Here is a 15,255-nt window from a genome sequence, read left to right as displayed (position 1 = left end):
TCATGCCCGGTGGCTCTGTCGGATTTCCAGGCGTATGGATACTATGCGCGCCATGCAAATACCCTCTGATCATCCGCTGCTGTTACGTATCGTCGACGACCTGGCCGCGCGCGGCTGGTCGCGGCAGCCTGTGTTCCTGCCTGCTGCTCTGACCGTGGAGCTGGCCGCCGAGTGCCGTAAACGTGCGGCTGAAGGCGAACTGGCACCCGCCGCGGTGGGTCGTGGGCCGGCGCAACAGGTGCGCGAAGGCATCCGCGGTGACCATATCCAATGGCTGGAACCGGGTCAGGCAGAGCCTTGCGACCGTTATCTGGGGATGATGGACAGCCTGCGCGAGGCGTTGAACCGCGGGTTGTTTCTCGGCCTCGAGGATTTCGAGAGCCATTTTGCGCTGTACCCGCCCGGGGCTTTCTATCTCAAGCACGTGGATCGCTTTCGCGATGACGATCGGCGGATGGTCTCGGCCGTGATCTACCTGAACGACGCCTGGTTGCCCGAGGAGGGTGGCCAGTTGCGGATGTACCTGGACGGTGGCGTGGAGCATGACGTGGATCCGGCCGGCGGCAGCCTGGTGGTCTTCCTTTCCGGCGAGGTGCCCCATGAAGTGCTGCCGGCGACGCGCGAGCGCCTGTCGCTGACCGGCTGGTTCCGTCGTCGCGGCGATGAGCCTTTCTGATGCCGCAGAAAATTCTGGTCAGTCGCTGCCTGCTGGGGCATCTGGTGCGCTATGACGGCGGTGCCAGCGGTCCCTACGCCCAACTGGCGGCCTGGCAGGCTGAAGGCCGGGTCGTGGCCTTGTGCCCGGAAGTCGCCGGCGGCTTGCCGACCCCGCGTGCAGCGGCGGAGATTCCCGGAGGGCAGGGCGTGCAGGTGCTGGAGGGGCGTGCCCGGGTCATCACCACCGAGGGCGAGGACGTCAGCGCGGCCTTTCTCGACGGCGCCCGGCAGGCGCTTGAGCTGGTGCGGCGGCATGGCATCCGGATCGCGGTGCTCAAGGCCAATAGCCCGTCCTGTGGCAATCTGCTGACCTACGACGGCACCTTCAGCGGCGTGAAAGTGCCGGGAGAGGGCGTGACGGCGGCCTTGCTGAAGCAGGCCGGCGTCCAGGTATTCAGCGAGCTGGAACTGCCCGAGGCAGCGGTGGCCCTGGCTGTGCTGGACTCGGCGCAACCCTGACAAGCCGTCCCACGGGTTGCGTGGGACCGCCACCCTGGACGCTCCGCCTCCCTGGTATCAGGGCTTCGGCGGCTCGCTCGCATCCATGCCGAACCATTTTTCCGACAACGCCATCAGCCGGCCATCGGCCTTGATCCGCTGCAGGGCCCGGTCGATGCTGGCCTGAAAGGCCGGGTTACCCTTCTGGAACGGGATGGCCAGGGTCACGGTCGGCCCCACGGGAGGACCTTCCTTGACCGGCAGGCGGCTGTCGCGAATGGCGAAGGGGATCAGCAGGCGATCGCTGATCGCCGCGTCGATCTGCTTGTCGGCGACGTCCTTGAGTGGCTGCTGCGCGTTCGGGTAGCTGCGCAGGTCCACCCCTTCGACCGTCCGCGCTTCGTCGACGAACTGGCTGCCTTGGGCTACACCCAAGGCACGGCCTTTCAATGCGTCCAGTGTGCCCAGTGGTCTTTGTTCTTCCTTGCGCACGATCAACTGGGCGCTGGTGTAGCTGTAAGGTTCGCTGAAATCGAAACGTTCCTTGAGTTCCGGGGTCAGTGCTATGTGGTTGATGGCAATGTCGTACTTGCCGCTTTCGACGCCTTGCAGCAGATCGGCGGAATCGGTGGTGATAAACGACGGGTTGATGTCCAGCTCCCTGGCGAGCAGTTCGCCCAGTTCCACTTCGAAGCCGGTCAGGCGACCGTCTTCCTTGAAGCTGAAGGGCCGCATGTCACCTTCCAGGGCAATGCGCAGTTCGCCCCGGTCGTTGACGTCATCGATCAGTTCGGCTTGGGCGAAAGGACTTGCAAGGGGCAGTAACAGCAACAGGCCAGGCAAAAAACGCATGGTCACTCCTAGATGAATTCGTAACGGGCGATGCGCAACTGCTGCTCGCTTTGCTTTATGTTGATTGGCAGGTTTGGACAACGATTTGTCCTGAAGTTGTCATGACTGCCCAAATTTTGTGGAAAAACCGGAGAAGTTAATGAAAACCTTAGTGTCTCGCGTCGCTTTAGCCACTGTTTTGTTGAGTTCCAGCCTGCTCGCCGTCGCGGCCGACGGCATTCCGCGCTCGGCACCCCCCGAGGGCGCCAAGGTCTTTATCGAGTCGCCGAAGGACGGTGCCACCGTCGACAAGACCTTCACGGTAAAATTCGGCATGGAAGGTCTCAAGCTGGCCCCGGCCACCGACCAGACCCCGGGCACCGGCCACCACCACCTGCTGGTCGACCAGAAAGAGTTGCCGGACGCCAGCGTGCCGATTCCGGCCACCGACACCGTGATCCACTACGGCAAGGCGCAGACCGAAACCCAATTGACCCTCACCCCGGGCAAGCACACCTTGCAGCTGGTGGCTGGCGACAAACTGCACATGCAGTTCAACCCGACTGTAGCGTCGAAACGCATCACGGTTAACGTCAAGTAAGATTTGTTCAGAAAGAAAAAGGGAGACCCGAGGGTCTCCCTTTTTCATGAGCGCCGGTAAAGCTTAGAACAACACGCGGGACCGGATGGTGCCGTTGATGTGCTGCAGCTTCTCTTGCGCCAGGTCCGAGTACTCGGCGTCGACGTCGATCACCACGTAGCCGACCTTCTCGTTGGTCTGCAGGAACTGACCGGAGATGTTGATGCCGTTTTCCGCGAAGACCTTGTTGATCTCGCTCATCACACCCGGGATGTTCTCGTGGATGTGCAGCAGGCGGTGCTTGCCAGGGTGAGCCGGTAGCGCCACTTCCGGGAAGTTGACGGACGACACCGAGGTGCCGTTGTCGCTGTACTTGACCAGCTTTTCCGCCACTTCCAGGCCGATGTTGGCCTGGGCTTCGGCGGTGGAACCACCGATGTGCGGGGTCAGGATCACATTGTCCAGGCCACGCAGCGGGCTTTCGAAGATGTCGTCGTTGGAGCGTGGCTCCACCGGGAACACGTCGATGGCCGCGCCGATCAGGTGCTTGTCCTTGATCGCGTCCGCCAGGGCGTCCAGCTCGACCACGGTACCGCGTGCGGCGTTGATCAGGATCCCGCCCTTCTTGATGGCGCGGATTTCCTTCTCGCCGATCATCCACTGGGTTTCAGCGGTTTCCGGAACGTGCAGGGTGACGATATCGGACATGCCCAGCAGGTCGGTCAGGCTGGCGACCTGGGTCGCGTTGCCCAGCGGCAGCTTGGTCAGGGTGTCATAGAAGAACACCTGCATGCCCAGGCCTTCGGCCAGGACCGACAACTGCGTACCGATCGAGCCGTAACCGATGATCCCCAGCTTCTTGCCACGGATTTCAAAGGAGTTGGCCGCGCTCTTGATCCAGCCACCGCGATGGCAGGAAGCGTTCTTCTCGGGAATGCCGCGCAGCAACAGGATCGCTTCGGCCAGCACCAGCTCGGCAACGGAGCGGGTGTTGGAGTACGGTGCGTTGAACACGGCAATGCCGCGCTCGCGAGCCGCGTCGAGGTCGACCTGGTTGGTGCCGATACAGAAGCAGCCCACGGCGACGAGTTTCTTCGCGTGATCGAAGAGTTCCTCGGTCAGTTGGGTGCGGGAGCGAATGCCGATGAAGTGGGCATCGGCGATCTTTTCCTTCAGCTCGGCATCCGGCAGGGATTTGGTGTGGTACTCGATGTTGACGTACCCGGCGGCCTTGAGGACGTCGACTGCGGATTGGTGGACGCCTTCGAGAAGAAGGAACTTGATCTTGCTCTTATCGAGAGAAGTCTTGCTCATCTGCGTAAACCTGTGTCCCGGAGAAAAATGGCAGGGAAATGGACAGCTTGAGCTGACCCCACGGCGTGATCGCCGGCACCGCAGATCGGCCTGATAGCACGCTTCTGCGGGGTGCGTATGCTAGCATATGCGACCCGCAAACACTCATTCTGCGACGTGAAGCGTTCTCAGGGTGACCATGAAATGTTCGAGAGTTCTGTCGATGACCAATCCTGCCCTGATTGATGAGCTGAAGACCCTGGTTGAGCCTGGCAAGGTGCTGACCGATGCTGACTCCCTGAATGCTTACGGCAAGGATTGGACGAAACATTTCGCGCCGGCGCCGACGGCCATCGTGTTTCCGAAGACCATCGAGCAGGTCCAGGCCATCGTGCGCTGGGCCAACCAGCACCGCGTCGCGCTGGTGCCGTCGGGCGGCCGAACCGGCCTGTCCGCCGCCGCCGTGGCCGCCAATGGCGAAGTGGTGGTGTCGTTCGACTATATGAACCAGATCCTCGACATCAACCTGACCGACCGCACCGCGGTCTGCCAGCCGGGCGTGGTCACCGAGCAGTTGCAGAATCAGGCCGAGGAGCACGGCCTGTACTATCCGGTGGACTTCGCCTCGGCGGGCTCCAGCCAGATTGGCGGCAATATCGGCACCAATGCCGGCGGGATCAAGGTGATTCGCTATGGCATGACTCGCAACTGGGTGGCCGGCATGAAGGTCGTCACCGGCAAGGGCGATGTGCTGGAACTGAACAAGGACCTGATCAAGAACGCCACCGGCTATGACCTGCGCCAGCTGTTCATCGGCGCCGAAGGCACCCTGGGCTTCGTGGTCGAAGCGACCATGCGCCTGGACCGTGCACCGAAGAACCTGACCTGCATGGTCCTCGGCGCCCCCGATTTCGACTCGATCATGCCGGTGCTGCACGCCTTCCAGAGCAAGCTGGACTTGACCGCCTTCGAGTTCTTCTCCGACAAGGCGCTGGCCAAGGTCCTCGGCCGTGGCGATGTGCCGGCACCGTTCGAAACCGACTGCCCGTTCTACGCGCTGCTGGAGTTCGAAGCGACCACCGAAGAAGTGGCCAACGATGCCCTGGCGACCTTCGAGCACTGCGTGGAGCAGGGCTGGGTGGTCGATGGCGTGATGAGCCAGAGCGAGCAGCAGTTGCAGAATCTCTGGAAATTGCGCGAGTACATCTCCGAAACCATCTCCCACTGGACGCCGTACAAGAACGACATCTCGGTCACCGTGTCGAAAGTGCCGGGCTTCCTCAAGGAAATCGATGCGATCGTCGGTGAACACTATCCGGACTTCGAAATCGTCTGGTTCGGCCACATCGGCGACGGCAACCTGCACCTGAACATCCTCAAGCCGGAAAACCTGAGCAAGGACGAGTTCTTCGCCAAGTGCGCCACCGTCAACAAGTGGGTATTCGAGACCGTCGAGAAGTACAACGGTTCGATTTCCGCCGAGCACGGCGTGGGCATGACCAAGCGCGATTACCTGACCTACAGCCGTTCCCCGGCTGAAATCGAATACATGAAGGCGATCAAGGCGGTGTTCGATCCTAACGGGATCATGAACCCGGGCAAGATTTTCGCGGTTTGAACCTCGCGTCACGACGATAAAACAGATCAGGAGTCGGTCAATGAGCTATCAGCACCAGTATGTCGACGGTACCCGCATTCACTTTCCCCTGGGCAAGGTGGTCTGCATCGGTCGTAACTACGCCGAACACGCCAAGGAACTGGATAATCCGGTGCCTACCGAGCCGCTGCTGTTCATCAAGCCGGGCAGCTGTGTCGTGCCGATCGAGGGTGGTTTCAGCATCCCGGCCGATCGCGGCTCGGTGCATTACGAGGCGGAAATCGCCGTCCTGATCGGCAAGCCGTTGTCGACCAAGCCGAGCAAGGAAGAAGTGCTCGACGCGATTTCCGGTTTCGCCCCGGCGCTGGACCTGACCCTGCGTGACAAGCAGGCCGAGCTGAAGTCCAAGGGCCTGCCGTGGGAAATCGCCAAGTCGTTCGATGGCGCGGCGGTGATCGCGCCGTTCGTGGTGGGCAGCACCTTTCCCGACCTGACCCAGATCGGCATCCGCCTGACCATCAATGGCCAGGTACGCCAGGACGGCATCAGCAGCGACATGCTCAACCCGATCGTGCCGATGATCCAGTACATGGCCGCGTGCTTCTCGTTGCAGGCCGGTGATGTGATCCTGACCGGCACGCCGGCAGGTGTCGGTCCGCTCAACGCCGGTGACGAACTGGTGCTGGAACTGCCGAACGTCAGCACCTTCAGCAGCAGCGTCCGCTAAAAAACTGTGGGAGCGGGCTCGTCGGAGCGCCGCATCGCCGCGAAGCTTTCAGCGGCCTCAGGGCCCTCTTCGCTGGCAAGCCAGGCTCCTACAAGAGACCCTGTGCAGTCTGAATGACCCTTCCCACGCTTAATGTGTGACTGCTGCCCATGATCATTCCCATGCTCTGCGTGTGACTGCTGCCCATGATCGTTCCCACGCTCTGCGTGGGAACGCCTCCCTGGACGCTCTGCGTCCGCTGGTGATTTGTCCCCCCGTTTCCTGCCTTTTGCCGTTTTTTTCACATCCTGTCTGGATAATTTCCCGGCTGGTCGTTGTGCCTTGCCTACAGTGTGTTGTCCAAACGTCATAAAAATCAGGAAACAGCCCTCACATGGCCTCCCAATCGCCCCCCGCTTCGCCTTCCGCCCGTTGTTCCCGTTTCGCGCTGCGTTGGTATTACTGGCTGTTGCTGGTGGTCGTGATCGGTGCTGGCGTGTCTGTGCCGATGCACTGGGAGGACCGCGGCGTGCTGTGGGTCAAGGAGCGTTTCGAAACCCCGGCCGAGCGCAAGGACAGTATCTGGCTGCCGGGTTATCGCGCGGTGATCGACGCCAAGCTGCTGCCGGGCATGGAGAAGGACGAAGCTTCCGATGTCAGCTACAACCCGCGTACCAGAACGCTGTTTTCGGTCATGGGCAAGAATCCGTTCCTGGTCGAGCTGACCCTGCAAGGCGATGTCCTGCGCAAGATCCCGCTGGTCGGCTGGAACAATCCCGAAGCCGTGACGGTGCTTGAAGGCGAGCGCATGGCGATCGTCGACGAGCGCATGCATACCCTGACCATCGTCACCGTCGATGCCAATACCCGTGAACTGAACATCAAGGATTTCCAGCAGCACGACCTGGGCCCGTCGAAGAACCAGAACAAGGCCTTCGAGGCCGTGGTCTGGGACGCCGCCAACCAGCAGATCCTGTTGGGCGAAGAGCGGCCACCGGCCTTGTTCAGCCTGAAAAGCGACGGTATCCAGGTGTTCGGCGAGAAGCGGAAGCTGCCGAGCGATCAACTGGCCATGCGCAATATTTCCGCGCTGGCGATCGATCCGCGGACCCGCCATATGCTGGCGTTGTCGGCAGACTCGCATCTGTTGCTGGAGCTGGACGAGAAGGGCGAACAGGTCAGTTTCATGACCTTGCTGGGCGGTTTCAACGGCTTGAAAAATACCATTCCCCGCGCCGAGGGCGTGACCATGGACGAGGAAGGGACCGTGTACATGGTCAGCGAGCCGAACCTGTTCTACGTCTTCAAGCGCACACAGGACTAGACCCTGATATCACCCTTGCGGGAGCCGGCTCCCGCAAGGGTGACGCGTTTCAGGCCTTGAGGGTCTTCACGCCTTCGCTGGTGCCCAGCAGCAGCAGGTCCGCGGGACGCGCGGCGAACAGGCCGTTGGTGACCACGCCGACAATCGCATTGATCTGCGCTTCCAGCTCCACCGGGTTGGTGATCTGCAGATTGTGCACATCGAGAATGATGTTGCCGTTGTCCGTCAGCACGCCCTCGCGGTAGACCGGGTCGCCGCCCAGCTTCACCAGTTGGCGGGCCACGTGGCTGCGGGCCATCGGAATCACTTCCACCGGCAGCGGGAAGGCGCCGAGGACCGGTACCAGCTTGCTGCCGTCGGCGATGCAGATAAAGGTCTTGGCCACGGCCGCGACGATCTTCTCGCGGGTCAGTGCCGCACCGCCACCCTTGATCAGGTTCAGATGCGCGTCGCTTTCATCGGCGCCGTCGATGTAGAACTCCAGGTCGCTGACGGTATTGAGCTCGTACACCGGAATCCCGTGGCCCTTGAGGCGCGCGGCAGTGGCTTCGGAGCTGGCGACCGCGCCGTCGAAGGCGCCCTTGTGTTGCGCCAGGGCGTCGATAAAGCAGTTGGCGGTGGAACCGGTGCCCACGCCGACGATGCTTTTGTCATCGAGCTTGGGAAGGATGAAGTCGACGGCGGCTTGGGCCACGGCCTGTTTGAGTTGATCCTGGGTCATGCGGGCTCCGGAAGCGGGCAGGGTAGGCGAAAGGCCGGCATTATAAGCGCGGGCCCTGCAAAGGGGCGATCAAAACCGCAGGATCCCTGTGGTCGTTGTCGCAAGCGCTGGGTTAGACTCGTCGGTCCCTGCCCAACCCGCCAGCGATGCTTTCCGATGCTCGAACAGTACGTCAAGAAGATCCTCACCTCGCGCGTTTACGATGTTGCCGTGGAAACCCCGTTGCAGACCGCCCGTCAGCTCTCCGAGCGACTAGGCAACCAGGTCTGGCTCAAGCGTGAAGACCTGCAGCCGGTGTTCTCCTTCAAGATTCGCGGTGCCTACAACAAGCTGACCCAGCTCAGCGATGAAGAGCGTGCGCGCGGCGTGGTCACCGCATCGGCCGGCAACCATGCCCAGGGCCTGGCCCTGGCGGCCAAGGTGCTGGGGGTCAAGGCAACGATCGTGATGCCCAAGACCACCCCGGAAATCAAGGTTGAAGGCGTGCGTTCCCGTGGCGGCAAGGTGGTGCTGCACGGTGACTCCTTTCCGGAAGCACTGGCCTATTCGCTGAAACTGGTCGAGGAAAAGGGCTACGTCTACATCCACCCTTACGATGATCCGCACACCATTGCCGGGCAGGGAACCGTGGCGATGGAAATCCTGCGCCAGCATCCGGGGCCGCTGGACGCGATCTTCGTTCCGGTCGGCGGCGGCGGCCTGATTGCCGGCATTGCGGCCTATGTGAAGTACCTGCGCCCCGAGATCAAGGTGATCGGTGTCGAGCCGGACGACTCCAACTGCCTGCAGCAGGCCATGGCCGCCGGTGAGCGGGTGGTCCTCCCTACTGTAGGGATTTTCGCCGATGGCGTGGCGGTGGCGCAGATCGGCCAGCACACCTTCGATATCTGCAAGGACTACGTCGACGAGGTGATCACCGTCAGCACCGACGAAATCTGCGCGGCGATCAAGGACATCTACGACGACACCCGCTCGATCACCGAGCCGGCCGGCGCCCTGGGCGTGGCCGGGATCAAGAAGTACGTCGAACTGCGCAAGGTCAGCGGACAGACCCTGGTCGCCATCGACTCCGGGGCCAACGTCAACTTCGATCGCCTGCGCCATGTCGCCGAGCGCGCCGAGCTGGGCGAGGGGCGTGAAGCGATCATCGCCGTGACCATCCCCGAACAGCCGGGCAGCTTCAAGGCTTTCTGCGAGGCCATCGGCAAGCGGCAGATCACCGAATTCAACTACCGTTACCACACCGGTCGCGAAGCGCATATCTTTGTCGGCGTGCAGACCCATCCGGACAACGATCCACGCAGCACCCTGATCGAGAGCCTGACCGGGCAGGGTTTCCCGGTCCTCGACCTGACCGACAACGAGCTGGCGAAGCTGCATATCCGCCATATGGTCGGCGGTCATGCGGCGCGGGTCAGCGATGAAATCGTCCTGCGTTTCGAGTTCCCCGAGCGTCCGGGCGCGCTGTTCAACTTCCTCAACAAACTCGGCGGGCGCTGGAACATCTCGATGTTCCACTACCGCAACCACGGCGCCGCCGATGGGCGGGTGGTCGCCGGCTTGCAGGTGCCGGCCGAAGAACGCCACCTAGTGCCGGCTGCGCTGGCGGAAATCGGCTACCCGTACTGGGACGAAAGTGATAACCCGGCCTACCAGCTGTTTCTCGGCTGAAACCCGACGGATGGCTGCTACGCTGATGGGCAACGCTTAAGGAAAAGACGAAATGGAAACCTTCACGGCCCTGAAAGTGCTTCACAGTGTGGTCACGGTGTTGCTGTTGGGCAGTGCCCTGGCCGTGGCCATCTGGTTCTGGCGTGGGCGTCGGCGCGGGGATGCGACGATCCCGGGCCGGCTGTTGAAAATGCCCTGGGCCCTGGCCTGGTGGCTGATGGCGCTGTGTCTGGTGGTACAGCCGGTCAGTGGCTGGTGGCTGGTGCACTTGGGCGGTTTCCCCCTGGGCCAGACCTGGCTGCTGGGCTCCAGCGTGCTCTACACCATCGGTTGCCTGGCCTGGGCGTGGCTGGTGGTGCGGCTCAACCGCCTGCGTCGGGGTGATGTTTCCGGCAATGCGAAATTCACCCTGGCGCTGGCGATCTTCGGTGCCCTATGTTTTGTCGCGATCGCCGCCCTGATGGGCGCCAAGCCTGTCTGACGCGGGACCTGTGGGAGCTGGCTGCTTGTGGAGCTGGCTTGCCGGCGAAGGCGTTCTTGAGGGCGACGCGGGCCTTGCTGGCCTCATTCGCGGGCAAGCCCGCTCCCACATCGGACTCGGGCTACGCGCAATCGTTATGCAGGGCGCAGAACTTGTGGGAGCTGGCTTGCCAGCGAAGGCGTCCTTGAGGGCGGAGCGGGCCTTGCTGGCCTCATTCGCGGGCAAGCCCGCTCCCACATCGGACTCGGGCTGCGCGCAATCGTTATGCAGTGCGCAGAACCCGTGGGAGCGGGCTTGCCCGCGAAAGCAATATCAGCCGCGCAGGCTGATCACCGGCCAGCCGCGCTTCTCGGCCTCGGCCCGCAGGTTCGGATCGGGATCCACCGCCACCGGATGGCTCACCTGCTCCAGCAGCGGCAGGTCATTCATCGAGTCGCTATAGAAGTAGCTGTCCTCCAGGCTGTGCCCGGTCTCTTCCAGCCAGCGGTTCAGGCGCGTCACCTTGCCTTCGCGGAAGCACGGCACGTCGGTGCTGCGGCCGGTGTAGCGACCGTCGAGCATCTCGCACTCGGTGGCGATCAGGGTCTCGACCGCCAGGCGTGCGGCAATCGGCCCGGTCACGAAACGGTTGGTCGCGGTGATAATGACCAACTTGTCGCCGGCATCGCGATGGCGTGCCAGCAGTTCCAGGGCCTTGGGCAGGACGATGGGTTCGATGCAGTCGCGCATGTAGTCGCGGTGCCACTCGTCCAGCTGGGCCATCTCGGTGCGGCCGAGGATTTCCAGGCAGAAGTTCAGGTACTCGGCGTTGTCCAGCCTGCCGGCCAGGTAATCCTGGTAGAACTCGTCGTTGCGCGCCTTGTAGGCCACCGGATCGAGAATTCCCCGTTCGCACAGGTAATCGCCCCAGGCGTGGTCGCTGTCGCCGCCCAAAAGTGTGTTGTCCAAGTCGAATAAAGCCAGACGCATTGCGGTTACTCGCTGAAAAGCCTGTAAAAAGGTCTCCAGAATACGGTCTTTTCACAAGAGTGCACATAAGGTAGGAAGGCTCGTTGCTGCTTTCACAACCTTTGTGGAACAATGCGACGACATGCGTTTGCGAGGTGGTTGCCGTGATCGACCCCGATGGTTTCCGTCCTAATGTCGGGATAATTCTGACGAATGATGCTGGTCAGGTCCTGTGGGCACGCCGGATCAATCAAGATGCATGGCAGTTTCCGCAAGGCGGGATCAATCCGGACGAAACGCCTGAAGAGGCTTTGTATCGCGAATTGAACGAAGAAGTCGGCCTGGAACGCGAGGATGTGCAAATTCTGGCCTGTACCCGGGGCTGGTTGCGCTATCGTTTGCCGCAACGCCTGGTGCGTACCCACAGCCAACCGCTGTGCATCGGCCAGAAACAGAAATGGTTTCTCCTGCGCCTGCTCTCCAACGAGCAGCGGGTGCGGATGGATTTGACCGGTAAACCGGAGTTCGATGGCTGGCGCTGGGTCAGCTATTGGTACCCGTTGGGCCAGGTGGTGACATTCAAGCGCGAGGTTTATCGTCGCGCGCTCAAAGAGCTTGCCCCGCGCCTTTTAGCGCGCGACTGACACGGAGTTCGACCCCGAGCCATGCTCAATACGCTGCGCAAGATCGTCCAGGAAGTTAACGCCGCCAAGGATCTCAAGGCGGCGTTGGGGATTATTGTATTGCGCGTCAAAGAGGCCATGGGCAGCCAGGTCTGCTCGGTCTATCTGCTGGACCCCGAGACCAACCGCTTTGTGCTGATGGCCACCGAGGGCTTGAACAAGCGCTCGATCGGCAAGGTCAGCATGGCGCCGAACGAAGGCCTGGTCGGTCTGGTGGGGACGCGCGAAGAGCCCCTCAACCTGGAAAACGCCGCTGACCACCCGCGCTACCGTTACTTCGCCGAAACCGGTGAGGAGCGCTACGCCTCCTTCCTCGGCGCGCCGATCATTCACCACCGCCGCGTCGTCGGCGTACTGGTCATCCAGCAGAAGGAGCGTCGCCAGTTCGACGAGGGCGAAGAAGCCTTCCTGGTGACCATGAGCGCCCAGCTCGCCGGCGTTATCGCCCATGCCGAGGCCACCGGTTCGATCCGCGGCCTGGGGCGTGAAGGCAAGGGCATCCAGGAAGCCAAGTTCATCGGTGTGCCGGGGTCGCCCGGTGCCGCGGTGGGTACGGCGGTGGTCATGCTGCCGCCGGCGGACCTGGATGTGGTGCCGGACAAGGCGGTCAGCGATATCGATGCCGAACTGGCGCTGTTCAAGACCGCCATCGAAGGCGTGCGCAGCGACATGCGCACCCTGTCGGCCAAGCTCGCCACCCAGTTGCGCCCGGAAGAGCGCGCCTTGTTCGACGTCTACCTGATGATGCTCGACGATGCGTCCCTGGGCAGTGAAGTCACCAATATCATCAAGACCGGCCAGTGGGCCCAGGGCGCGCTGCGCCAGGTGGTCACCGACCACGTCAATCGCTTCGAACTGATGGACGACGCCTACCTGCGCGAGCGGGCCTCGGACGTCAAGGACCTGGGGCGCCGGCTGCTGGCCTACCTGCAGTCGGAACGCCAGCAGGCAATGGTCTACCCGGACAACACCATCATGGTCAGCGAGGAGCTGACGGCGGCCATGCTCGGCGAGGTGCCGGAAGGCAAGCTCAAGGGCCTGGTGTCGGTCCTCGGTTCCGGTAACTCCCACGTCGCTATCCTGGCCCGGGCCATGGGTATCCCGACGGTGATGGGCCTGGTGGACCTGCCGTATTCCAAGGTCGACGGGATCGAAATGATCGTCGACGGCGCCCGTGGCGAGGTGTTTACCAACCCGAGCGAGCTGCTGCGCAAGCAATACGCCAGTGTCGTCGAAGAGGAACGCCAGCTGTCCCAGGGGCTCGATGCCCTGCGCGAGCTGCCTTGCGTGACCCTCGACGGTCACCGCATGCCCTTGTGGGTCAACACCGGCCTCCTGGCGGACGTGGCCCGCGCGCAACAGCGTGGCGCCGAAGGTGTCGGGCTGTATCGCACCGAAGTGCCGTTCATGATCAACCAGCGCTTCCCGAGCGAGAAGGAGCAGTTGGCGATCTATCGCGAACAGCTCTCGGCGTTCCACCCGCAACCGGTGACCATGCGCAGCCTGGACATCGGTGGCGACAAGTCGCTGTCGTACTTCCCGATCGTCGAGGACAACCCGTTCCTCGGCTGGCGGGGTATCCGCGTAACCCTCGACCACCCGGAAATCTTCCTGGTGCAGACCCGGGCGATGCTCAAGGCCAGCGAAGGCCTGAACAACCTGCGGATCCTGCTGCCGATGATCTCCGGCACCCATGAAGTGGAAGAGGCCCTGCACCTGATCCACCGCGCCTGGGGCGAAGTCCGCGACGAAGGCACCGATGTGCCGATGCCGCCGGTGGGGGTGATGGTCGAGATTCCGGCAGCGGTTTACCAGACCCGCGAGCTGGCCCGGCAAGTGGATTTCCTCTCGGTCGGCTCCAACGACCTGACCCAGTACCTGCTGGCCGTTGACCGTAACAACCCGCGGGTTGCCGACCTGTACGACTACATGCACCCGGCGGTGCTGCAGGCCTTGCAGAACGTGGTGCGTGATGCCCACGCCGAAGGCAAGCCGGTGAGCATCTGCGGCGAAATGGCCGGTGATCCGGCGGCAGCGGTGCTGCTGATGGCGATGGGCTTCGACAGCCTGTCGATGAACGCCACCAACTTGCCGAAAGTGAAGTGGATGCTGCGCCAGATCAGCCTGAGCAAGTCCCAGGAACTGCTGGCCCAGGTGATGACCATCGACAACCCGCAAGTTATCCACAGTACCTTGCAGTTGGCACTGAAAAACCTCGGCCTGGCGCGGATGGCCAATCCGGTGGTCAAGCACTGACTGACCCTGCGTCCTTTGCAGGAGCCGGCTTGCCGGCGATGAGGCCTGCAAGCCTTGCATCGCCGACCCGGCCGCAATCGCCAGCAAGCCGGCTCCTACAGGGGGGGCGTCAGACCTCCATACATGATCGTTCCCACGCTCCGCGTGGGAGTGCCGCGCTGGACGCTCTGCGTCCGCTCTTGAAGCTGACGCGGAGCTTCATGGGCTGCATACCCACGCAAAGCGTGGGCACGATCAGTCAGTCCCGTGATGTGTTTCAGACCTTCAGTTCCACCTCTCCCAGATGCCCGCCATAGGGCCCGAAACTGCGCTCGACCAGTTGCCGCGTGCCATCGGCATTGACGATCAGCGCCGTACTGGCTCGCGTGCCATAGCTCGGGCTGGCGATAAACACACTCGACAGCAGGCTCTCCGTCGCCAGCCCGACGCCGGTATCCGGCAGTTCGGCAAAGGGTGCGGTCTGCGGGTCGGCCAGCAAGGCGAGCAGGTTCTCCGGTCGGGGATCGTCGAGGGTCTGCGCCAGCGCCGCCCTGGCCTTCAGCAACTTTGGCCACGGTGTATCGAGTCCCGCGTTGGACAGGCCGTAAACGCCTTCCGCGAGTTGGCGCGGCTGAGCCTCATGGGAGTTGAAATGCCACAACTCTCCAGCCGTACCCAGCAGCAGGTTAAAACCGGCATATTCCGGTGATCGTGCGGAGATATCCGCGAGATAATCGTCGATCGACGTTTCCCCCGCGAGGAACCGCGCCACCAGTTCGCCCCGGGAGCGCCGGGCCGGCGGCTGATGGGGATTGCGGATATTGGTCAGCGCGGCAAAGCGCTGGCCGGCGCCAACGCCCAGCCAGGTGCCGCCGGCTTCCAGGTCGCGTCCGGCGTGAACCTGCGGTGTTTCCGGCCATTGCGCCAGCGGCAGGCTGGGGCGGGCATAGAATTCGTCGCGGTTGGCCGCGACGATCAGCGGCTGGGCATGGCCCGGGCGCCAGGCGAAGACAATCAGGCACATCAGGTG

15 protein-coding genes are annotated in these 15,255 nt (G+C 62.6%); 10 read left to right on the top strand and 5 right to left on the bottom strand.

The features are described 5' to 3' along the window. The first annotated feature begins 43 nt into the window (after window positions 1–43). A complete protein-coding gene (locus ACL9RJ_RS19485) occupies window positions 44–676 on the top strand; it encodes a 2OG-Fe(II) oxygenase (RefSeq protein ID WP_177128342.1) in 633 nt (210 codons plus the stop codon). Beyond that, window positions 676–1,176 (top strand): DUF523 domain-containing protein, encoded by a 501-nt coding sequence (locus ACL9RJ_RS19480; RefSeq protein ID WP_017125386.1) that lies wholly within the window; start codon window positions 676–678, stop codon window positions 1,174–1,176. Before ACL9RJ_RS19485 ends, ACL9RJ_RS19480 begins: the two co-directional genes overlap by 1 nt. A gap of 57 nt (window positions 1,177–1,233) precedes the next feature. On the opposite strand, the gene ACL9RJ_RS19475 is transcribed toward ACL9RJ_RS19480, so the two are convergent. Further along, window positions 1,234–2,007, bottom strand: a complete 774-nt coding sequence (locus ACL9RJ_RS19475; protein WP_017125385.1) for a transporter substrate-binding domain-containing protein — start codon at window positions 2,005–2,007, stop codon at window positions 1,234–1,236. Between the two features lie 139 nt (window positions 2,008–2,146). Here ACL9RJ_RS19475 and ACL9RJ_RS19470 point away from each other — a divergent pair, with 139 nt between their 5' ends. Beyond that, window positions 2,147–2,587, top strand: a complete 441-nt coding sequence (locus ACL9RJ_RS19470; RefSeq protein WP_042935083.1) for a DUF4399 domain-containing protein — start codon at window positions 2,147–2,149, stop codon at window positions 2,585–2,587. 63 nt (window positions 2,588–2,650) lie between these two features. Here the strand turns inward: ACL9RJ_RS19470 and serA are convergent, their stop codons facing one another. Continuing rightward, window positions 2,651–3,880, bottom strand: a complete 1,230-nt coding sequence (gene serA / locus ACL9RJ_RS19465; RefSeq protein WP_103032767.1) for a phosphoglycerate dehydrogenase — start codon at window positions 3,878–3,880, stop codon at window positions 2,651–2,653. A 202-nt stretch (window positions 3,881–4,082) separates the two neighbouring features. On the opposite strand from serA, the gene ACL9RJ_RS19460 reads away from it, so the two are divergent. The 3 genes from ACL9RJ_RS19460 (at window position 4,083) to ACL9RJ_RS19450 (ending at window position 7,486) form a co-directional block, all read left to right on the top strand. Further along, window positions 4,083–5,477 carry an FAD-binding oxidoreductase gene (locus ACL9RJ_RS19460; protein ID WP_017125381.1) on the top strand — a complete coding sequence of 465 codons (1,395 nt, stop codon included), beginning with the start codon at window positions 4,083–4,085 and terminating at the stop codon, window positions 5,475–5,477. Window positions 5,478–5,517: 40 nt separating this feature from the next. Next, window positions 5,518–6,183 (top strand): fumarylacetoacetate hydrolase family protein, encoded by a 666-nt coding sequence (locus tag ACL9RJ_RS19455; RefSeq protein ID WP_017125380.1) that lies wholly within the window; start codon window positions 5,518–5,520, stop codon window positions 6,181–6,183. Between the two features lie 373 nt (window positions 6,184–6,556). Beyond that, complete coding sequence (locus ACL9RJ_RS19450; protein ID WP_422765568.1) at window positions 6,557–7,486, top strand: SdiA-regulated domain-containing protein; 930 nt, start codon at window positions 6,557–6,559, stop codon at window positions 7,484–7,486. Window positions 7,487–7,535: 49 nt separating this feature from the next. On the opposite strand, the gene rpiA is transcribed toward ACL9RJ_RS19450, so the two are convergent. Further along, the gene (gene rpiA / locus ACL9RJ_RS19445; protein ID WP_017125378.1) at window positions 7,536–8,207 is read right to left on the bottom strand and encodes a ribose-5-phosphate isomerase RpiA; all 672 of its coding nucleotides are present in this window, start codon (window positions 8,205–8,207) and stop codon (window positions 7,536–7,538) included. A gap of 156 nt (window positions 8,208–8,363) precedes the next feature. On the opposite strand from rpiA, the gene ilvA reads away from it, so the two are divergent. Continuing rightward, complete coding sequence (gene ilvA, locus ACL9RJ_RS19440; RefSeq protein ID WP_177087118.1) at window positions 8,364–9,878, top strand: threonine ammonia-lyase, biosynthetic; 1,515 nt, start codon at window positions 8,364–8,366, stop codon at window positions 9,876–9,878. Window positions 9,879–9,930: 52 nt separating this feature from the next. Beyond that, window positions 9,931–10,359, top strand: coding sequence for a DUF2269 domain-containing protein (locus tag ACL9RJ_RS19435; RefSeq protein WP_177118646.1), 429 nt, complete (start codon window positions 9,931–9,933; stop codon window positions 10,357–10,359). Window positions 10,360–10,671: 312 nt separating this feature from the next. On the opposite strand, the gene ACL9RJ_RS19430 is transcribed toward ACL9RJ_RS19435, so the two are convergent. Further along, window positions 10,672–11,328 (bottom strand): HAD family hydrolase, encoded by a 657-nt coding sequence (locus tag ACL9RJ_RS19430; protein WP_017124919.1) that lies wholly within the window; start codon window positions 11,326–11,328, stop codon window positions 10,672–10,674. Between the two features lie 143 nt (window positions 11,329–11,471). Here ACL9RJ_RS19430 and ACL9RJ_RS19425 point away from each other — a divergent pair, with 143 nt between their 5' ends. After that, on the top strand, window positions 11,472–11,951 hold the full coding sequence (locus ACL9RJ_RS19425) for an RNA pyrophosphohydrolase (RefSeq protein ID WP_042934836.1): 480 nt from the start codon (window positions 11,472–11,474) through the stop codon (window positions 11,949–11,951). Window positions 11,952–11,972: 21 nt separating this feature from the next. Next, window positions 11,973–14,246 (top strand): phosphoenolpyruvate--protein phosphotransferase, encoded by a 2,274-nt coding sequence (ptsP, locus tag ACL9RJ_RS19420; RefSeq protein WP_017124917.1) that lies wholly within the window; start codon window positions 11,973–11,975, stop codon window positions 14,244–14,246. Between the two features lie 256 nt (window positions 14,247–14,502). Here the strand turns inward: ptsP and ACL9RJ_RS19415 are convergent, their stop codons facing one another. Then, window positions 14,503–15,249 (bottom strand): NRDE family protein, encoded by a 747-nt coding sequence (locus tag ACL9RJ_RS19415; RefSeq protein WP_017124916.1) that lies wholly within the window; start codon window positions 15,247–15,249, stop codon window positions 14,503–14,505. Between the last annotated feature and the right edge of the window lie 6 nt (window positions 15,250–15,255).

Source organism: Pseudomonas sp. Mn2068 (genome assembly GCF_049319725.1).
GTDB lineage: Bacteria > Pseudomonadota > Gammaproteobacteria > Pseudomonadales > Pseudomonadaceae > Aquipseudomonas > Aquipseudomonas gingeri.
This window is presented reverse-complemented; position numbering and strand designations above follow the sequence as displayed.